Source organism: Bradyrhizobium sp. 139 (genome assembly GCF_023074175.1).
In the GTDB taxonomy this organism is placed as follows: domain Bacteria; phylum Pseudomonadota; class Alphaproteobacteria; order Rhizobiales; family Xanthobacteraceae; genus Bradyrhizobium.
The window spans coordinates 190,423-209,746 of the sequence record NZ_JADPKS010000107.1; the positions used below are offsets into that span (position 1 = coordinate 190,423).

A 19,324-nucleotide genomic window follows, 5' to 3' on the forward strand; every position below is an offset into this window, starting at 1 on the left:
CTTTTACGTGCCGAGCAGCGGCTCGATGCTGCAATCGAGCAGGCGCGGGTCGATCCCGGCCTCCATGCCCGTGAACATCTCACCCATGTAGTCGATCAGTGCATCGCTAGCCTTCACCGCGTCTTCGACGCGGCGATTGGCGACCGCATTGAGAATGGCCAGATGATGATCGATTGTTCCTGACAGCTCCGCCTGCCCCGGCATGAAGCGATGATGGATGTAGCCGATGCGGCGATACAGCGTGTGTAGCGGTCGCAGCGTATGTACCAGAAAGGGCTCGCCCGCCGCGTCCAGCACCAGCGCGTCGATGCGGCGGTCGATGCTGTTGAATTCGTCGAGAGTGAGGTTCGCACGGCGCTCACGCAGGACCCGGTCGATATGCAGCGCCTGATTGCGATGCGAGAGGCTGGCGCGATCGGCGGCGAGCCGGATCACAAACCGCTCCATGTCGCGGCGCAGACCCAGCAGCATGCGCTCGCGCGCCAGATCGATCGGCGCGATGTGCAGGCCGTGGCGCGGGCGGATGACGATGAGCGTGTCGGCAGAGAGACGATTCACGGCGTGATGCACCGGTGTGCGCCCGAAGCCGGTGATATGCTGCAATTCCAGCATCGTCATGAATTGTCCCGGCTTGAGTTCGCAGTGAACGAGGAGCTCCTCGATCTTCTGATAGGCCAGCTCGAAGAAGTTGAGCCGGTTGCGCCGAGAGGGCTTGCCCTCGCCGTCGTGCTCGTTTCTCACCACCTCGAGCGCGCGCTTGCGCCGTGCCATGTTGTTCTCTCCCGTCAGCCCGCGCTCTCGTTGCAGGGCGCGTTATTTGCGGCTTAAAACATGTTGTGATATATTACAAGCAGGCGTAAAACTCGCGCTTGCCCGCACCGTGCTGCGGTGCGGAATAACAACAAGACGGGCGCAGAGCGCTTGTGACGGGAGGACAATTGCAGTGAAGATCACGTCGATCGAGACCCTGCGCACCGAGGAATTCTCCAACGTCATTTGGGTGCGCGTTCACACCGACACAGGCATGATCGGTCTCGGCGAGACGTTCTATGGTGCGGGCGCGGTCGAAGCGCAGATCCACGAGACCTTTGCCGGCCGCCTGCTCGGCCGCAATCCCCTGCACATCGAAGCCATCCATCGCGACATGCTGAACCTGCCGATGGCGCAGTCCTCGACCGGCGTCGAATATCGCGCGGCATCCGCGATCGACATCGCGCTGTGGGATTTGTTCGGCAAGGTCTGCAATCAGCCGGTACACCAGATGCTCGGTGGCCTCTGCCGCGACAAGCAGCGCATCTATAACACCTGCGCCGGCACCAAATATGTCCGCTCCACGAACATCAGCCCGGTCTCAAACTGGAATCTCGGCGCTTCCGAAGGCCCCTACGAGGATCTCGACGGCTTCATGCACCGCGCCGGTGCGCTCGCAGAAAGCCTGCTGGAGAGCGGCATCTCCGCGATGAAGATCTGGCCGTTCGATCCGGCGGCCCAGGAGAACAAGGGTCTCTACATTACCGCCGCGCAGATGAAGCAGGCGATCGAACCGTTCGAGAAAATCCGCAAAGCCGTCGGCGACAAGATGGAGATCATGGTCGAGCTTCATTCGCTCTGGAACCTGCCGACCGCCAAGCAGATTGCGCGCGCGCTCGAGCCTTACAAGCCGACCTGGTACGAAGACCCGATCCGCATGAACTCGCCGCAGGCGCTGGCCGAATATGCGCGATCGACCGACGTCTGGGTCTGCGCCAGCGAGACGCTTGGCTCGCGCTTCCCCTACAAGGACATGCTCGACCGCGACGCCATGCATGTGGTGATGGCGGACCTGTGCTGGACCGGCGGCCTGACCGAGGGCCGCAAGATCGCGGCGATGGCCGAGACCTATCACCGTCCCTTCGCGCCGCACGACTGCATCGGCCCGATCGGCTTCATCGCCGCCATCCACATGTCGTTCAGCCAGCCCAACACGCTGATCCAGGAATCGGTGCGCGCCTTCTACAAGGGCTGGTACAATGAGCTTGTCACCACCATGCCCACGATCAAGGACGGCTTTGTTTATCCGATGGAAGGACCAGGCCTCGGCGTCGACCTTCTGTCCGCCGTATTCGACCGCTCCGATCTGACCGTGCGCCGCTCCAACGTCTGAGGATTTCTTGAGATGAGCACCGCCCTCTTCGATCTTTCCGGCCGCACTGCGCTCGTGACCGGCTCCTCCCGCGGCCTTGGCCGCGCCATTGCCGAGGGCATGGCGAAAGCCGGCGCCAAGATCATCGTCAACGGCGTCGATCCCAAGCGCGTCGAGCAGGCGGTAACCGAGTTTCGCGCCGCCGGGCATCAGGCCGAAGGCGCCGCTTTCAACGTCACCGACGAGCCAGCGATCGTCGCGGCGTTCGACGACTTCGACAAGAAGGGCATTGCGGTCGACATTGTCGTCAACAATGCCGGCATCCAGCACCGCAAGCCGCTGGTGGAATTCACCACCGACGAGTGGCGCAAGGTGATCGAGACCAACCTCACGAGCGCCTTCGTGATCGGCCGGGAGGCAGCCAAGCGCATGATCGCGCGCAAGCACGGCATCCAGGCCAACGCGATCGGCCCCGGCTACATGCTGACCGACATGAACGAGGCGCTGGTCAACAACACCGACTTCAACAACTGGCTGATGGGCCGCATTCCGTCAAAGCGCTGGGGCAGGCCGGACGAACTGGTGGGCGCCGCGATTTTCCTGGCGTCCGATGCCTCGACCTATGTCAACGGCCAGATCATCTATGTCGATGGCGGCATGATCGCCGCGATGTGATCTGATAAACGCTGAGGGAACAAGTCATGCGTGCCGTCGTCATCCACGCCCCGAAAGACCTGCGGATCGACAGCTATCCCGATCCAGCGCCCCGCCCGGGCGAGGTCCGCATCAAGATCGCAAACGGCGGCATCTGCGGCTCCGACCTGCACTATTACCATCACGGCGGTTTCGGCGTCGTGCGGATCCAGCAGCCGATGGCGCTGGGGCATGAGATCGCCGGCGTGGTCGCGGCCGTCGGTGACGGCGTCACCGGCGACAAGCCAGGCACGCGCGTTGCGGTCAATCCGAGCAAGCCGTGCGGCCAGTGCCTGCATTGCCAGGAAGGCATGCGCAACCAGTGCCTCGACATGCGCTTCCTCGGCAGCGCGATGCGCTTTCCCCATGTGCAGGGCGGTTTTCGCGAATTCATCACGGTCGATGCTACGCAGGCCGTGCCGATCGTGGACGAGCTCTCGCTGGCGGAAGCTGCAGTCGCCGAGCCGCTTGCAGTATGCCTGCATGCGGGCAAGCAGGCCGGCCCCCTCCTCGGCAAGCGCGTGCTGATCACGGGTTGCGGCCCGATCGGTGCGCTGATGATCCTGGTCTCGCGCTTCGGCGGCGCGTCCGAGATCGTGGTGACCGATGTCGCCGATGCGCCGCTCGCGACCGCAAAGAAGCTCGGCGCCACGCACGCCATCAATGTCGCGACCGCTGCCACAGCGCTCGATCCCTGGCGCGCCGGCAAGGGCGTGTTCGACACTCTTTTCGAAGCCTCGGGTAACCAGGCCGCGCTCCGCACCGCGCTCGACGTGTTGCGGCCCGGCGCCACGCTGGTGCAGCTCGGCCTCGGCGGCGAGATGACCCTGCCGATCAATTCCATCGTCGCCAAGGAATTGCAGATCCGCGGCACCTTCCGCTTCGATCCCGAGTTCGAGCTCGCGGTGCGGCTGATGGGTGAAGGCCTGATCGACGTCAAGCCGCTGATCACGGCCACCATGCCGTTCGAGGACGCGGCCGCGGCCTTCGAGCTTGCCAGCGACCGCTCGCAGTCGCTGAAGGTGCAGTTGACGTTCTAGAGCGCGTATCGGCGTTACTGGGTCCCGATCAACCGATCGCTGACCAGCCGGACGGCCCCGCGCTTCCACGAATAGTCCGCGCCCATGCGCAGGCCGCTATCCCCGCGTGCCAGCACCGCACCGGTCGTGGCATCGCGGACCTGAAAACCGAGCGTGTATTCGGTGCGGCTGACCCGCCGCACCACGCCGATCAGCGATTGGTCTGCGCCGAGCTTTTGCGCAATCGCGGCCTCGCAGCCGTCGCAGTCGCGCAAGGCCCGTGCCTTCACGGCTTCGCCGCCCGCGCTGCCGACGTCGACGATCCGGTAGCGGCCGGATTGGCCGAGAGCATCGCGGACGCTGCCGGTCACTTCGGCCAGATAGGATGCATCTGCGGCCGCGAGGCCGGCGGCCGGTGCCGCAGTGTTGTCGTCGAGCTCGAATTCAAACACCGCAAGCGCGACCGGCGCGGGTGTGCCGAGCGCTGCCATGACCTCGCGGGACACGAAGATCTCGGCGCGCTCCCACGATTCATCATTGTCGCCGCGGAAGGTGTAGAGCTTGTCCATCACGACCTTTTTGGCGCCGACGTCGATCACGGCGACTTTGGCCCATTGCACCAGCGTGCTCGTCTTCTGGATGCCGCCGATGACCTTGAACGCCGCACCGTCGGGCGCCGACTGCACGAGCCGGTACCGCCGGTCCGCGCCGATATCCCGTCTGAGCGCGGTCATGAACGCCGACAGCCGCCGCTCGTGGGCGGCGGTCTGGTTGGCAGGCTCGGCCGAGGTATCGGTGTAGCTGAAGTCGTCCATGGCAATGCCAACGGCGTCTTCGGCGTCAGCCGGCGAATAAGGCGCCGGGAGGACGAAGAGGAGGAAAGCAGAGAGGATCAACCAAGGGCGGCGCATGCGGGCCTCGTGTGGCGGTGCGGCCCGTAAATCTGGACGGCAGAACCAGGCCATGCAGCGGCGCCGGTCCCGACGAGTGCCGGGAAAATTTCACGACAGTGCACCGCAGTAACGCCTGGCGGCTTTCCGCCGCCTGCGTTCTGCCGTTTAATGGAAGACGACAAACCCGTTCGCGCCAGGTGCCCGCCGATGTGGAACCGCCCGAGATTCGATCTCAAGGTCCGTCTGACGTTGCGCGTGGCCGCCATATCGGCCGCCTGCTTCGCCGCGATCTCCGCCTATTTCCTTGTTACGGCCGACCGCGCGGCACATGCGCGCATCGACGATATCGCCGCCATCGCGGCGAAGACGCTGGAGCTGCAACAAGGCAAAGTCCAGTGGGTGGCCAGCCCGCGCTCGGACTTTCCCAACCTTGACCCTGTTGCGGCCTACGTGATGACGCCCGGCCTGTGCCTGGGATTCCGTGGTGCGAGCGGCGATGTGCTCCAGCGGTTCTGTAGTGGGGCGCCAAACCCGGCGAACCCGCCGCCGCAGGCGTTCGGAGCCTTCTATCGCAGCCTGTTCGATCCCGGCCGCGAGGCGACCCGGCCTGTGATCGTGCGCGGGGCGAAGCTCGGCGAAGCCGTGGTCTGGGTCGATCCGGCCGTGCAGACCGCGGAGGCGTGGCACGAGGCCGGCCGCCTGATGATCGCATTTGCGGTCGCGCTGCCCCTGTTATGCGCGCTGGTTTATGCGGCCCTCGCCCGCGCGCTGCGTCCGACGCGCATGATCCGCACCGGCCTCGAGCGGATTGCCGCCAACGACCTTACGACGCGATTGCCGCCGTTCGATCTCGCCGAGCTCTCGGCGATCCGCGACGTCTTCAACCACCTCGCCGAGAGCCTCGATACCGCACTTGCCGAACGTAGCGAGCTGACGCGAAAACTGATCGCACTCCAGGACGAGGAGCGCCGCCATCTCGCGCGCGAGCTACATGACGAGTTCGGCCAGTCGCTGGCCGCCATCCGCGCGCTCGCTTCCTCCGCCCGCCAGACCGCCGTGCAGGACTGCCCTTCCCTGCTTGGGGAGTGCGACGGCATCGCGCGCACCGCAACAGGCATGATGGAGACGCTGCGTGGCACGCTGTTCCGGCTGCGCCCCCCCGACGTCGAGGAGCTCGGGCTCGTCGCCAGCCTCGAAGGTCTCGTCGCGGGCTGGAATGGGCGCAGCCGCGGCCAGACGCGGTTTTCGATCCGGTTCGATGGTGCGTTCGCGCCCCTGCCCGCCACGATCAGCGCCAGTCTCTACCGCATCGTGCAGGAGGCGCTCACCAACGCCGCCAAGCATGCCGACGCCACCCGAGTCAGCCTGGAATTGACCATGCGTGCCGACGAGATCGCCCTTGCGATCGACGATGACGGACGGTCGAACGATCCCGCCGCAAAATCGGGAATGGGCCTGCTCGGCATGCGCGAGCGCGTTGCGGCCTTGCGCGGCCAGTTGAGCTTCGAGCCCGCGCCGAACGGCGGCTCCGCGCTGCGCGTGGTCATTCCGCTCGCAGCGACCGATCGGCAGCCACTGGAGCACGCGGCATGAGCGCAACCGACGCGACCATTCTGCTGGTCGACGACCATTCCGTCGTCCGCGAGGGCTATCGCTCCGTGCTCCAGAAGCAGCCGGGGCTTCGCGTCGTCGCCGAAGCCGCCGACGGCGCCGAGGCCTACCGTCTCTTCAAATCGGAGGCGCCCGACCTCGTCATCATGGACCTGAGCATGCCCGGCATCGGCGGCATCGAGGCCGTCAGGCGCATCAGGCAATGGGACAAGGCCGCAAGAATCCTCGTCTTCACCATGCACGAGAACGCCGGTTTCGCCGTGCAGGCGATCCGCGCCGGCGCGAGAGGCTATGTCACCAAGACCAGCCCGCCCGAGACGCTGGTGCGCGCCGTGATGGACGTGCTCGCCGGCAAGATCGCCATCAGTCCCGACATCGACCACGAGCTCGCGCTCAGCCGTATCAGCGGCGAAAGCTCGGCCGCCGATGTCCTCACACCGCGCGAGTTCGAGGTGCTGCGGTTGCTGCTCGCCGAGAACACGACGGAGGAGATCGCCGAGACGCTCCATGTCAGCCCGAAGACGGTGGCGAACCTGCACTCGCTGATCAAGGACAAGCTCGGCGTCGGCTCGGACATCGAGCTGGTCCGGCTGGCGCTGCGGCAGGGACTCTTGACGCAAATCGATCTCGACGAAGCCTGATCGCCGGCCGCGTCACGGCTTGAGCTTCGCTCCGTCAGGCGCAAACGCCTCGACCGTATCTCCGATCCTGAACGACATCATGTCGCGGCCGACGAGCAGAGGCCCCTTGTATTCCGTCCGCGTGCGCAGGATCAGCGGCTCCTCTGGAATGTCGGGCGCAGGCTTCATCGTGCCGAACACGATGTGGGAATATACCGCGAGCTTCGGCTTGGCCGATGCGAAGACGCGGCCGCCCTCCTCTGGCGAGGTGTGGTGGGCCTGGATGTCCTTATAGACAGGATTCTTGACCAGCAGCTCCGGCTCGATCACCGCGACCTCGTGGATCAGCAGATCAGCGCCCACGGCTGCCTTCGCGATCCGCTCGTCATACTTCGTGTCGCCCGACAGCACGACCTTGTGGCCGTCATATTCGACGACATAGCCGAACGACGGCTTGATCTTGTCGCCGTGATTGACCTCGATTGCGGTCACCCTCACGCCGTTGCTCTCATAGACCAGCCCGGGCGCGATCTCCTTCGCGGCAAAGGCGATTGCTGCGGGATCGAGATGCTCGTCGTCGATGCGGATACGGATGTCATCGGCGAAGGCTTTCGTCAGGTTCTCCGTCATCGCCACGGTGCCCTTCGGGCCATAGAGCTTCATCGGCCCCTTGCGCGAAGCCCAGGGCGTGGCGAGCCAGCCGGTCAGCCACATGTCGGGAAGACCGACGATGTGGTCGGAATGCAGATGCGTGACGAAATTCGCGGTGATCGCGCCGAGCGGGATCTTCAGCTTGTAGAGCTGCATGGTCGAGCCCCGGCCGAGATCGAACAGCAGCTTTTCGCTGCCCGCCTCCACCAGCGTCGAGGCGCTGAAGCTGGTCGGTCGCGGCGTCGGCACGCCGGTGCCGAGCAGCGTCACCTTGATCGGCTCGGCCGGGGCAGAAGTGGTGAACGCGAGCAGCACGAGGCCTGCCCGCAAGAGGGTTTTCAACATCTCGTCCTTTCCTGGATGTCAGATCGTTGCCGCGTGGCGGCGGATCATTCGCGGGTGACCACCGAATCCAGCCACGCGCAGTTCAACGGCGGCACGCGCGGGTCGGCCACGCGTACGCCGCGCGCCGCCGCATCGAGCCGCATGTCGCGCAGGCGCTTGCGCTGGTCGTCCGGCATGTAGAGCCGCTCATGGCCCCACAGCGACGGCCCGTCGAAGGTCTCGTGCGGCTGCCAGGTCGCAGGCTCGATGACGCGCGCGCCCCAGCCATATTCGATGAAGAAGCCGGACGGCGTGTTCACGTAGAACGACGTCATATGATCGTTGGTGTGCCGGCCCAGCGTATAGGCGATGCGGCCGTCGTCCATCTGCGCGAGGTCGTAGCCCTGCCCGACATCGTCGAGGCTGCCGAGCTCGACCATGAAATGATGCAGGGCCTTTCGCCCGGAGCCGACCATCGCAAAGCTGTGGTGGCGGCCGTTAACGTGGAAGAAATAGAGCCCATAGGGCTTGAGGCCGAAGTCGGATACATGGAAGCCGAGCACGTCGCGGTAGAACGGCAATAGCGGCTCGACGTCTTCCACGTTCATCACGAGGTGCCCCATGCCGAGCGCCCCGGTGCGAAAGCCCGAGATCGGCCGGCCCGGTTTGAACGGCTCGGTCGCAAGCTCGGGCTTGCAGAAGGCCTCGAGCCGGTTGGAGGCCGGGTCCGCGAACGTGATCAACTCGGCCACATGCCGCTCATCGGCGAGCGCGCGCGATCCGCGGACTACCTTGACGCCATGACTTTCGAGCCGGCCGGCAAGCTGATCAAGCTCGGCAGTCGACGCAACCTCCCAGCCCATCACCGCAAGGCCCGCATCGCTGCTGCCGTCGACGATCAGCCGCTGCTTGCGATCGTCCATGCGGAAGGCCCGCATCTTGCCGCCGCGATCGACCTGCTGCATCCCAAGCAGCCCCGTCGCCATCCGGCCCCATTGGTCGAGCTGCGACGTGTTGATCCCGATATAGCCGAGCGCGGTGATTTCCATCGAATTCCTCCAAAGGGCATCGCATCCGCTGCACTGCGGCGAACTTGATACCGGCCGCGCACGATCCTACGGTGGCGCCCGCAATCGCTCCGCGTTTGCAAAGACGATAATCGTGGCGCGATCCGCCACAAGGGAGGAAATGCGAAGTGTCCAAGGAGCGGACGCGCACCGGAGCGCCGCGGCAGTTGGAGGGCGTCCGCGCCTTCAAGCGCGGGCTGGACGTGCTGCACGAGGTCAACCGCTCCGGCGGCATCCGCGCGGGCGACGTCGCCCGCGCGCTCGACCTGCCTCGCCCAACCGTCTACCGCCTGCTCGAGACGCTGGAGGAGCTCGGCTATGTCGCCCGCAGCGCCAGCGACGACCGTTTTCGCGTCACCAGGCGCGCGCTCAGCCTTGGCGACGGCTACGATCCCGGCGTGGTGATCTGCCAGGCGGCCGCGCCTTATCTCGCCGAGCTCAGCAGGACCCTGGTCTGGCCGGTCGATCTCTCGACTTACGAGAATGCGGCGATGGTGGTGCAGGAGACCACCCATTCCCGCAGTCCGCTCTCGATCGATCGCGGCATGATCGGCAAGCGCCTGCCGATGCTGCGGACCTCAGCGGGGCGCGCCTATCTCGCCGCCTGCCCGGCCCGCGAGCGCGATCTGATCGTGAGCCATTTGCGCCGGATCGACGAGGCTGACGACCGCCCCTTCCTCGAGGAAGGCCGCTTCGACCGCATGATCGCCGAGACGCAAGCGCGTGGCTACGCGATCCGCAGCGAAGGCGAATACAACGCGAAGACCGCCTCGATTGCCGTCCCCATCGTTCGCAACGGGGCCGTATTCGGCTGCATCTCCATCATCTGGATCCGCTCGGCGCTGGGGATTGACGAGGCCGCGGCGCAGTTTGCGACGCAACTTCAGGAGACGGCGGCGACTATCCCGGTCGAGGTCTAGCACTTCGCTAGCTGCAATTTTGACGTCGATGCCTCCACATCGTCATGCCCGGGCCTGCACCGGCCACGACGACCGAGCAAGAGCCGCGTCCGCTGGGCGGACACTTGGCGCAGCGGCGTTGAAGCGAAGGCATCGCTTGGGGAAGAGATAGCCCCATGCAAGATAAATCCGTCCCCGAAGAGTTTGACATCGTGATCGTCGGCCGCGGCCCGGTCGGTGCCACGCTCGCCAACCTGCTCGGCCTCTGCGGCGTGCGGACGCTCGTGCTGGAGCGCGAGGCGCGGACCTATCATTTGCCGCGCGCGGTACATTTCGACGACGAATGCATGCGCGTGTTCCAGACCATCGGCCTGGCCGACGCGATCCTGCCGCACGTCATCCTCAGCCCCGGCATGCTCTTCCTCGACGCGGACGGCCGGATGCTGCTGGACTGGTCGCGGCCGCAGACGCTCACTCCGATGGGCTGGAATCTGAGCTACCGCTTCCATCAGCCTGATCTCCAGAATGTGCTGATCAGCGGTCTGGCGCGCTGGCCGCACGTCACCCTGCGCAACCGCTGCGATGTCTTCGCGCTGGATCGCGATGAACATGGCGTGCACGTGCGTTACGAGGACCTCTCCAACGGGAAGCTCAGCGAGGTTCGCGCCGGCTATGTCGTCGGTTGCGACGGTGCCCGCTCTCTTGTGCGCCGATTGATCGGCTCCGGCATGGACGATCTCGGCTTTCACGAACGCTGGCTCGTCATCGACGTGCTGCTCAAGCGCGACCGCGACGACCTCGGCGACTACAGCATCCAACACTGCGATCCACGCCGGCCGGCGACCTATGTCCGTGGCACCGGCACGCGACGGCGCTGGGAGATCACGGTTCTTCCCGACGAAGACTCCCAGGGGATCGCGCAGCCGGCAAAAGTCTGGGAACTGCTGTCGCGCTGGATCACGCCCGATGATGCCGAGATCGAGCGCGCGGCGGTCTACACTTTTCATTCCGTTATCGCGCAGCAATGGCGCAATGGTCGGCTGCTGCTCGCGGGCGATTCCGCGCACCAGACCCCGCCCTTCCTCGGCCAGGGCATGTGCGCCGGCATCCGCGATGCCGCCAACCTCGCCTGGAAGCTCGGCGCGATCATCCGCAATGGCGCAGCGCCTGATACGCTCGACACCTATCAGAGCGAACGCCAGCCGCACGTACGCGAGTTCATCGAGCTCGCCATTCGCCTCGGCGGCGTGATCAACACCAAGGCCATCGGAGCCGGCCTTGGCGCCGGCGAGGCCCGCGAGAATGCGCCGGTCAAGCTCGAGGTGAAAAAGCCCCTGCTCGGCCCCGGGCTCGCGCTCGACGAGCTGCCCTTGGCCGGCCATCTCGCGCCGCAGTTCACGTTCAGCGACGGCAGCCGTAGCGACGACCACGCCGGCTACAGCCATGTGCTCCTCGTCGAGAGCGTGGCCGCACTCCCGTCGCCCCTCACTCTTTCACAGGCGGGAATCAAAATCCTGACCGGCGACGACGCCGAAGACATCGGACGCTGGCTGCGCGAGCACGGCATCACCGCCGCGCTCGTTCGCCCCGACCGCTATGTGCGCGGCACCGCCCGCAACCATACCGAACTCGAGCGGCTCATCGCCGCCGTCATCCCCTCAACCCACGTGCCGTCCGCGGCCTGACCGAACACCAGGACATCTCATGAAGCTGCTCTCATTCATCACCGACGGACACGCCTCATTCGGGGCCGTCAAAGACAACGGCGTCGTCGATCTCGGTGCGCGCATGGCCGGCGATGGCTGCACGACACTGCGCCGACTGCTCGAAGCCGGCCGGCTCACCGACGCTGCAAAGCTCGCCGGCTCGGTCGCGCCCGATCATGCACTCGACAGGATCACCTTCGCACCTGTCATCCCCGATCCCGGCAAGATCATCTGTGTTGGCTTGAACTATCGCGACCACGTCGCTGAAACCGGCCGCACCGTCACCGAGAAGCCGGCACTGTTCGTCCGTTTCCCTTGCAGCCAGGTTGGCCATCTCCAACCCATCGTGAAACCTGACGTCAGCGACGATTTCGACTACGAGGGCGAGCTCGCGCTCGTCATCGGCAAGGAAGGCCGCCATATCCCCGCGAGCCGCGCGCTCGACTACATCGCCGGCTATTCCTGCTACAACGAAGGCAGCATCCGCGACTGGCAGCGCCACACCAGCCAGTTCCTCTCCGGCAAGACCTTTGCCGAGAGCGGCAGCTTTGGCCCGTGGCTGGTGACGACGGACGAGATCCCTGATCCGTCCAAGCTCACCTTGCAGACCCGGCTCAACGGCGCCGTCGTGCAGCACACCACCACCGATCTCCTGATCACAGGGATACCCGAGCTGATCGTCTACATCTCGACGATCTGCCCGCTCGTCCCCGGCGATGTCATCGTAACGGGCACACCGGGCGGCGTTGGCGCCAAGCGCACGCCGCCGCTGTGGATGCGCCCCGGCGACACGGTCGAGGTCGAGATCTCCGGCATCGGAACTTTACGCAACAAGGTCATTGCCGAACCGGCCTGACCGCCGGCCCCAATCAATCGAACGACAAAAATCAGGGAAACGCCATGAGCACGCTTCGCACCACATCCACCGCCATCCTGCTGATCACGCTGGCGCTCGCGAGCTCCGCTGCGCGCGCCGAGATCAAGGGCGACGCCGTTCGCATCGGTGTTCTCACCGACATGAACGGCATCTTCGCGACCGCCATGGGCCCGGGCTCGGTCGAGGCGGCGCGGATGGCGGCGGAGGAATTCGGCGGCAGGATCAATGGCAAACCTATCGAGATCCTGCAGGCCGACCACCAGAACAAGCCGGACCTCGCGGCCTCGCTGGCGCGAAAGTGGTTCAACGACGGCGTCCAGGCGATCGCCGACGGCGGCAGCTCCGGCGCGGCACTTGCGGTACAGGAGCTGGTGCGCGGCAACGGCAAGATCTTTCTGGTCTCCGGCGCGGGCGCCAATCAGCTCACCGATGAGGCCTGCGCGCCGACCAGCGTGCAATGGACCCAGGACGCTTATTCCACCGCGACCGCTGTGGTCTCCGGCATCATGCAGACCAGCAAGGAGCCGTGGTTCTTCATCACCGGCGACTATGCTTTCGGCCATTCGATCGAGGTGACCGCGCGCGACCGCATTGCTGCGCTTGGCGGCAAGGTCGCCGGCAGCGTGAAAGCGCAGCTCGGCACGCCCGACTACAGCTCGTTCCTGCTCCAGGCGCAGTCGTCGGGCGCAAAGATCCTCGCGATCAATGTCGCTGGCGACAACGCCACCGCCATCAAGCAGGCAGAGGAATTTGGCCTTGCCGCCCAAGGCATGAAGATCGTGCCGATGTCGTTCCAGAATGTCGACATCGCGTCCGTCGGGCTGAAGGCGACGCGCGGGGATCTCATTGTCACCTCGTTCTTCGAGGATGTCTCGCCGGCGGCCAGGAAATTCTCCGACGCGTTCTATGTGCGCCGCAAAGCGATGCCGTCGCAGATCCAGGCCGGCGTCTATTCCGCCGTACGTCACTATCTGCAAGCGGTGAAGGACACCGACTCGGACGACAGCACGACCGTGATGGCCAGGATGAAGGCAACGCCGGTGTCGGATGCCTACACCACCAATGGCCGCATCCGCGAGGACCAGCGCATGGTGCACGATCTCTATCTGGTGCAGGTGAAGACGCCGGAAGAGTCCAAAGGTCCCTGGGACTTCGTCAAGCTGGTCGCGACGATCCCGCCCGACGAGGCGTTCCGCCCGCTCGACCGCAGCAAATGCAGCCTGGTCGGTAAATAGCCGTCAGGCCAGATAGCGTGTCAGATAGCCTTCCATGGCGTAGAGCGCGCAGAGCGCAAGGCTCGACCACACCGCGGCGGTGAAATACAGGAACATCCAGGTCAGCTCGCCCTTCCAGTGCGCGATGTCGTGGGTCACGACCCATCGCGTCGAGACGTCATGCAAGCCTTCGAGCAAGCCGAGCAATTTGTTGTCCTCGGCATGCCCGGCCCGCCAGCGGCTGAGATACATCGGCACGTCGACCGTGACGAGGAAGGCGAGGAAGCAGGCGATGCCGACGATGCCGGCGATCAGCGCCCAGCGCATCGGTCCCTGGAACTCCGGCATCAGCCGGCAAAGCGCGATGCCGGCAAGAAAGAAGGTCACCGCCCACAGCGAGTTCTCGATCGCGTTGTAGAGGAAGTTCGTGGTCACCACCGCGTACCAGGAGAAACACTCCGCGATGATGATGATGGGCACGATCACCCACGCGATGTTCACGACGGTCTCGGCGCCTGTCATGGTGCCGAGCTGGTGCAGGATGATCGCCCATTGCGCGACGAAGCACAGTTCGGCCACGGTCGCGACGGAGCGGCCGACAAAGACGCTGGAGAGCCAGGTGTCGAACAGGCAGATGCGCTGCACGTCAGCGCGCGGCAGGAACGAGCGGAAGGCGCAGCCGAACACATAGCCGGCGCAGAGCAGGAACATCAGGCCGATGTCCGATCCGCCGCCGGGAGTGCCCGCAGGCGTCGGGTAGAACTCGCGGTACAGCATGAACCAGACGAGGATATTGGCGCTGCTCACAAGCGTCAGGGACCCCCACCACCACGCGAGGGGATTTGACCGCGCCTGCCACTGCAACATGAATCGCTCCGCCGTAATCGATGTGACATGTCTTCGTAATAATCCTGTCACAAGACGCCATGGAATCACGACAAAAATCGGTGGGCGGCGATGCTTTCCGCGCAGCTTTTGCCCTCGCCCGAGCGACCGCTCCGCGTCCGTATAGTGGACGAGGACGGCAGAAATTCTGAATCTATTGGACAATAGGCGGCGCCGGGTTCATCAAGACCCGCATGGCTCGAACCGCACCCAAACCGACCCGCGCCTCCTCGTCCGCCGCCGCGGTGCTGGCTTCGAGCGCCGATGACGCCGCGTTCGCAACGACGCTGGCAAAGGGCCTCGTGGTGCTCGAAGCCTTCAAGGCCGGGGCGACGCTGCTCGGCAACATGGAGCTGTCGACGCTGACGGGAATTCCGCGGCCGACGGTGGCACGGCTGACGCATACGCTCGCCGAGCTCGGCTATCTCCGCTACGACGCCGGGCGCGCCAAATATCGCGTCGGCGCACGCGCCTTGCGGATGGCGCATCCGCTGCTCGCGGACATGCAATTTCGTCAGCTCGCGCGCCCCATGATGCAGGAACTGGCGCAGAGCGTGCGCGGCACGGTCTCGATCGGCCTGCTCGATGCGACCTCGATGATCTATGTCGAGACCGCGCGCTCCGGCGATGTCGGCCCGCACGTCCCTGACATCGGCATGCCCATTCCCGTGGTGATGACGGCGATGGGCCGCGCCGCGGCAGCGACCTTGCTGCAGGCCGAGGCGGCACTCCTCGCAGAGCGCATCGCAAGCGAGGACCCCGAGCTGTGGTCAGCCTTCCGCGACAGATACCGCGCTGGCCTCGCACAATGCGCCAGCCGCGGCTTCTGCACCTGCTGGGGCGAGTACATGGCCTCGATCCACGCCGTCGCTGCGCCGCTGTTTCACGCAAGCGAGACCAAGCAGACATTCTCGATCAATTGCGGCATTCCCGCGTTCCGGCTCCAGCCGGGCCAGTTGGAGGGCGAGATCGGTCCGCGCATCGCGGCGCTCGCCGACAGCATCCGCGCCATCATTGGCGCGGCGGGACCGGCGGCCGAGACACAAAAGCAAAACAAGAAGAGAGCCAGGAGATGAACAAGAACACTGGCGCTCCACCATCGGGAGGCCACCATGACCGTCACACGCCGAACATTGCTGGGCACCCTCGCCCTTTTGCCATCCGGACTTCCATTCTCCGCGCGCGCTGAGGAGGCCTTGCCGTCGCGCCTGGTCCGGTTGATCTCGCCTTACGGGCCCGGCGGCTCCAACGACATCTCGCTGCGTTTGCTGGCCGAAGAGTTCGGCCGCAGCCTGCACCAGCAGTTCATCGTCGAGAATAAGCCGGGCGCCGGCACGCGCATTGCCAACGACACGGTCGCGCATGCGCCGGGCGACGGCTACACCATTCTCTATGTGGCTGCCCCCTACGCCACCGCCGAAGCGCTGTTCGGCAAGCTGACCTACGAGCGCAAGGACCTTCAGCCGGTCGCCATGGCGGTGATCGCGCCGCTGTTCCTGATCATCAGCGCGGACGCACCCTTCAAGACGCTGCCTGACTTGATCGCCTACGGCAAATCGAGGCCAGATGGATTGACCTTCGCCTCGCCCGGCGCCGGCTCGCAGCCGCATCTTGCGGGCGAGTTCCTGTTCCGGGATGCCGGCGTCAAGGGTCTCAACATTCCCTTCCGCGGCGATGCGGCGTCTTACACCGAGCTGCTCGCCCGCCGTGTCGACGCTACGCTGACGGCGTTGCCGACCGCGCTGCCCTACATCCAAAGCGGCAAATTCATCGTGCTCGGCGTCGCCTCGGCTGAGCGCAGCGCGCTCTACCCGCAGGCGCCGACCCTGCGCGAACAGGGCTTTCCCAACGTGGCCGCCACCGGCTGGTACGGCTTCATGGCGCCATCAACGACGCCGCGCGACATCGTCGACAAGCTGCAAGCGGAGGTCCTGCGCACGCTCGCCGACCCCGCGATCAAGGACAAGCTGACCGCCCAAGGCCTTGAGGTGCGTGCCGGCACCGCGGCCCAGTTCGGCCAGTTCATCGACAACGAGACGCAGAAATGGACCGTCCTGATCCGCGAGGCGGGCCTCAAGGGCGAATGACGATCACAGGGAGATGGAAATGACGAACGCTCTTCTCAAGCTAGCCGCAGCCTCAGCGCTGATTGTCGCGCTGTCGATCCCGGCCGTGCAGGCGCAAAAGAAATCCGATCCCGGCGCCTCCGACACCGAGATCAAGGTCGGTCAGACCGTGCCGCTGAGTGGACCGGCCTCGGCCTATGCCGTGATCGGCAAGACCCAGGCCGCCTACATGAAGATGATCAACGACCAGGACGGTGTGAACGGCCGCAAGATCGAGCTGATCCAGTATGACGATGCCTACTCGCCGCCAAAGACGGTGGAGCAGACCCGTAGGCTGGTCGAAAGCGACGAGGTGCTGCTGACCTTCCAGATCATCGGCACCGCGCCGAATGTTGCCGTGCAGAAATATCTCAACGCCAAGAAGGTCCCGCAGCTCTTTGCCGCGACTGGCGCAGCGCGCTTTACCGACCCCAAGAACTTTCCCTGGACCATGGGCTTCAACCCGTCCTATCTCGTCGAGGGCCGGATCTACGCGCAATATATTCTGAAGAACCATCCGAACGCCAAGATCGGGGTGCTCTACCAGAACGACGATCTCGGCAAGGACTATCTCGCCGGCCTCAAGGCCGGTCTCGGCGACAAGGCGAAGATGGTCGTGGCCGAGACCTCCTACGAGATCACCGAGCCAACCATCGACTCACAGATCCTGCGGCTGAAAGATGCCGGCGCCGATGTGTTGTTCAGCGCCACCACACCGAAACAGGCGGCGCAGGCGATCAAGAAGGTCGCCGAGATCGGCTGGAAGCCGTTGCACATCATCGACATCAACGCCTCCTCGGTCAGCGCGGTGCTGAAGCCAGCCGGCCTCGACAACGCCAAGGGCGTCGTCAGCGTCGGCTATGTCAAGGATTCCGCTGATCCCGAATGGAAGGATGATCCCGGTATGAAGCGCTATCTCGCCTTCATGGCGAAGTATTATCCGGACGGCGACAGGGATTCCAACCTGAATGTCTACGGTTACATCACCGCACAGCTCCTGGTGCAGGTGCTGAAGCAGTGCGGCGACGATCTCACCCGCGAGAACGTGATGCGTCAGGCCGCCAGCCTGAAGTACATCGAACTCGACCTGACGCTGCCGGGCATTTCGGTGACGACGACGCCGACTGACTACCGAGTCAACAAGCAGTTCCAGATGGTGCAGTTCGACGGTCAGCGCTGGCAGAAACTCGGCGGCATCGTCACAGACGAAGCGATGGAGTGAGGTGACCCTCTTCCTGAGGAGCGCGGAACGCGCGTCTCGAAGGATGAAGGCGCGGCCGGTGCCCTCGTGCTCCGAGGCGGCCGCTTCGCGGCCTCCTCGTCATGAAGAACGGAGATGGCTGCTCGTCCTAGCTCTTCATCCCACCCACATACGCCGCGAGCTTGTCCAGTGTCTGGTAGCCGTATTCAACGGCACCGAAGCCGATCATCCCGTCACGCTGCGCGGTGCTCGAGGCCAGTTGCCGCATCATCAGCACGGTCTTGCCGTTGCTTTGCTCCGCGAACGTGATGGTAAAGCGAAACAGGCCGGGATCGTCGTCCTGATCGGCGCCGTGATCCATCTCCATCAGGGATGGCCGCTCGATGCGGCGAAAGCGCATGCGGTTCGGATAGACCGTGCCGTCAGGCCCGATCATGTTGAAGCGCCAGACGCCGCCGACCCGCACGTCGATCTCGAAGGTCTCGACCTTGAATCCTTTCGGCCCGAACCATTGCGGCAGATGCTTCGGGTCGGACCACGCCTCGAACACCAGATCGCGCGGCGCGTCGATCACGCGCGACATCACGATCTCGCGGTCGAGCGACCATTGCGACAGGGCGGGATTGGCAGAATTCGTCATCACTCAGCACCTTTCCGTTTGGTTGTGCGGGACGGCCGCTTGGCGGCCGCCCTCTCCTTCTCTTTCTTGAGCTTCATCACGTAGGCCTCGAACCGGTCGAGCCGCGCCTCCCAGACCGCGCGCTGCTGCTGGAACCAGTCCTCCGCGCCGAGCAGCGCGTCCGGACTGAGGCGGCAGGTGCGCACGCGGCCGGATTTCTCCGACTGAACGAGCCCGCTCGTCTCCAGCGCACGGATGTGTTTCATGAAGCTCGGCAGCGCCATCGCGAACGGATTGGCGAGCTCGCCGACCGACGCCTCGCCGGCGCAGAGCCGCATCACGATCGCCCGCCGGGTGGGATCGGCAAGGGCGGAAAAGATCTGGTCGAGCCGGGATAATTGGTTAGCCATGAAGATAACTATAAATGGACCACGCGAAGCTGTCAATGATTGTTAGCCAATGAGCTAAGTTATGAATCATTTCCCTGCAAGCACCCGGGCTGCCGTGGCGAGGCTACGAATATCTGGGACTATGGCGGCCGCCGGGGTACAGCCAGCCCTTCCTCGACTGTGGTCAGATGCGGTCGATCGATTTTTCTCGATTTGACGTGCCGTTGGGCTGCGCGGCATCTTTACGGCGAGCTTCGATTACACCTCCAGCTTCAAACAGACCAGGGGCGGCTGGGTCGCCGGCGGCGGCATCGAAGCCTGGTTGTTCGGCAACTGGACTGGAAAGATCGAGTATCTCCACCTCGACCTCGGCACGATCAGCCACAGCTTCCCGATCCGGGGAGGCGTTCTTTACGTCTCTGGGAAGTC

At 64.8% G+C, this 19,324-nt stretch carries 21 protein-coding genes; 13 read left to right on the plus strand and 8 right to left on the minus strand.

Features of this window, described 5'->3' with window-relative positions; all coding sequences use genetic code 11:
* Positions 1-3 precede the first annotated feature (3 nt).
* Entirely contained in the window at positions 4-618 is a 615-nt protein-coding gene (locus IVA80_RS24965; RefSeq protein WP_247436698.1) for a GntR family transcriptional regulator, read from the minus strand.
* A 24-nt stretch (positions 619-642) separates the two neighbouring features.
* Between IVA80_RS24965 and IVA80_RS38670 the strand changes: the two genes are divergently transcribed.
* The 4 genes from IVA80_RS38670 to IVA80_RS24985 all read left to right on the plus strand — a co-directional run bounded on the left by IVA80_RS38670 (position 643) and on the right by IVA80_RS24985 (position 3,855).
* A complete protein-coding gene (locus tag IVA80_RS38670; RefSeq protein ID WP_247436702.1) occupies positions 643-828 on the plus strand; it encodes a hypothetical protein in 186 nt (61 codons plus the stop codon).
* Between the two features lie 115 nt (positions 829-943).
* Positions 944-2,143 carry a mandelate racemase/muconate lactonizing enzyme family protein gene (locus IVA80_RS24975; RefSeq protein ID WP_247436706.1) on the plus strand — a complete coding sequence of 400 codons (1,200 nt, stop codon included), beginning with the start codon at positions 944-946 and terminating at the stop codon, positions 2,141-2,143.
* Between the two features lie 12 nt (positions 2,144-2,155).
* Positions 2,156-2,797, plus strand: coding sequence for an SDR family oxidoreductase (locus tag IVA80_RS24980; RefSeq protein WP_247436709.1), 642 nt, complete (start codon positions 2,156-2,158; stop codon positions 2,795-2,797).
* 26 nt (positions 2,798-2,823) lie between these two features.
* Positions 2,824-3,855 carry an L-idonate 5-dehydrogenase gene (locus IVA80_RS24985; RefSeq protein WP_247436712.1) on the plus strand — a complete coding sequence of 344 codons (1,032 nt, stop codon included), beginning with the start codon at positions 2,824-2,826 and terminating at the stop codon, positions 3,853-3,855.
* Positions 3,856-3,869: 14 nt separating this feature from the next.
* Here the strand turns inward: IVA80_RS24985 and IVA80_RS24990 are convergent, their stop codons facing one another.
* Positions 3,870-4,745 carry a DUF3280 domain-containing protein gene (locus IVA80_RS24990; protein WP_247436714.1) on the minus strand — a complete coding sequence of 292 codons (876 nt, stop codon included), beginning with the start codon at positions 4,743-4,745 and terminating at the stop codon, positions 3,870-3,872.
* 189 nt (positions 4,746-4,934) lie between these two features.
* On the opposite strand from IVA80_RS24990, the gene IVA80_RS24995 reads away from it, so the two are divergent.
* Positions 4,935-6,320 (plus strand): HAMP domain-containing sensor histidine kinase, encoded by a 1,386-nt coding sequence (locus tag IVA80_RS24995; protein WP_247436716.1) that lies wholly within the window; start codon positions 4,935-4,937, stop codon positions 6,318-6,320.
* A complete protein-coding gene (locus IVA80_RS25000) occupies positions 6,317-6,979 on the plus strand; it encodes a response regulator transcription factor (protein WP_247436719.1) in 663 nt (220 codons plus the stop codon). The genes IVA80_RS24995 and IVA80_RS25000 overlap by 4 nt, the downstream gene beginning before the upstream one ends.
* Before the next feature lie 12 nt (positions 6,980-6,991).
* Here IVA80_RS25000 and IVA80_RS25005 read toward each other — a convergent pair whose 3' ends face one another.
* The gene (locus IVA80_RS25005; RefSeq protein ID WP_247436721.1) at positions 6,992-7,954 is read right to left on the minus strand and encodes an MBL fold metallo-hydrolase; all 963 of its coding nucleotides are present in this window, start codon (positions 7,952-7,954) and stop codon (positions 6,992-6,994) included.
* 44 nt (positions 7,955-7,998) lie between these two features.
* Entirely contained in the window at positions 7,999-8,982 is a 984-nt protein-coding gene (locus IVA80_RS25010) for a VOC family protein (protein WP_247436723.1), read from the minus strand.
* Positions 8,983-9,128: 146 nt separating this feature from the next.
* Between IVA80_RS25010 and IVA80_RS25015 the strand changes: the two genes are divergently transcribed.
* The 4 genes from IVA80_RS25015 to IVA80_RS25030 all read left to right on the plus strand — a co-directional run bounded on the left by IVA80_RS25015 (position 9,129) and on the right by IVA80_RS25030 (position 13,717).
* Positions 9,129-9,920, plus strand: a complete 792-nt coding sequence (locus IVA80_RS25015) for a DNA-binding transcriptional regulator (protein WP_247436725.1) — start codon at positions 9,129-9,131, stop codon at positions 9,918-9,920.
* 155 nt (positions 9,921-10,075) lie between these two features.
* A complete protein-coding gene (locus tag IVA80_RS25020; RefSeq protein ID WP_247436727.1) occupies positions 10,076-11,584 on the plus strand; it encodes a bifunctional 3-(3-hydroxy-phenyl)propionate/3-hydroxycinnamic acid hydroxylase in 1,509 nt (502 codons plus the stop codon).
* Between the two features lie 19 nt (positions 11,585-11,603).
* Positions 11,604-12,461 (plus strand): fumarylacetoacetate hydrolase family protein, encoded by an 858-nt coding sequence (locus IVA80_RS25025; RefSeq protein ID WP_247436729.1) that lies wholly within the window; start codon positions 11,604-11,606, stop codon positions 12,459-12,461.
* 44 nt (positions 12,462-12,505) lie between these two features.
* Positions 12,506-13,717, plus strand: coding sequence for an ABC transporter substrate-binding protein (locus IVA80_RS25030; protein WP_247436732.1), 1,212 nt, complete (start codon positions 12,506-12,508; stop codon positions 13,715-13,717).
* 3 nt (positions 13,718-13,720) lie between these two features.
* Here the strand turns inward: IVA80_RS25030 and IVA80_RS25035 are convergent, their stop codons facing one another.
* Positions 13,721-14,563, minus strand: coding sequence for a hypothetical protein (locus tag IVA80_RS25035; RefSeq protein WP_247436734.1), 843 nt, complete (start codon positions 14,561-14,563; stop codon positions 13,721-13,723).
* Positions 14,564-14,775: 212 nt separating this feature from the next.
* On the opposite strand from IVA80_RS25035, the gene IVA80_RS25040 reads away from it, so the two are divergent.
* From IVA80_RS25040 to IVA80_RS25050, 3 genes are read left to right on the plus strand one after another with little or no spacing between them, the layout of a single operon-like run.
* Positions 14,776-15,657 carry an IclR family transcriptional regulator gene (locus IVA80_RS25040; RefSeq protein ID WP_247436736.1) on the plus strand — a complete coding sequence of 294 codons (882 nt, stop codon included), beginning with the start codon at positions 14,776-14,778 and terminating at the stop codon, positions 15,655-15,657.
* A 36-nt stretch (positions 15,658-15,693) separates the two neighbouring features.
* The gene (locus IVA80_RS25045; protein ID WP_247436738.1) at positions 15,694-16,668 is read left to right on the plus strand and encodes a tripartite tricarboxylate transporter substrate binding protein; all 975 of its coding nucleotides are present in this window, start codon (positions 15,694-15,696) and stop codon (positions 16,666-16,668) included.
* A 19-nt stretch (positions 16,669-16,687) separates the two neighbouring features.
* Positions 16,688-17,908: an ABC transporter substrate-binding protein gene (locus IVA80_RS25050; RefSeq protein WP_247436741.1), complete on the plus strand. Its 1,221-nt coding sequence runs from the start codon at positions 16,688-16,690 to the stop codon at positions 17,906-17,908.
* A 127-nt stretch (positions 17,909-18,035) separates the two neighbouring features.
* Here the strand turns inward: IVA80_RS25050 and IVA80_RS25055 are convergent, their stop codons facing one another.
* From IVA80_RS25055 to IVA80_RS25065, 3 genes are all read right to left on the minus strand, one after another.
* Positions 18,036-18,527, minus strand: a complete 492-nt coding sequence (locus IVA80_RS25055) for an SRPBCC family protein (protein WP_247436743.1) — start codon at positions 18,525-18,527, stop codon at positions 18,036-18,038.
* A complete protein-coding gene (locus tag IVA80_RS25060; protein WP_247436745.1) occupies positions 18,527-18,916 on the minus strand; it encodes a metalloregulator ArsR/SmtB family transcription factor in 390 nt (129 codons plus the stop codon). The genes IVA80_RS25055 and IVA80_RS25060 overlap by 1 nt, the downstream gene beginning before the upstream one ends.
* Positions 18,917-19,079: 163 nt before the next feature.
* Positions 19,080-19,280 (minus strand): hypothetical protein, encoded by a 201-nt coding sequence (locus tag IVA80_RS25065; protein ID WP_247436747.1) that lies wholly within the window; start codon positions 19,278-19,280, stop codon positions 19,080-19,082.
* Between the last annotated feature and the right edge of the window lie 44 nt (positions 19,281-19,324).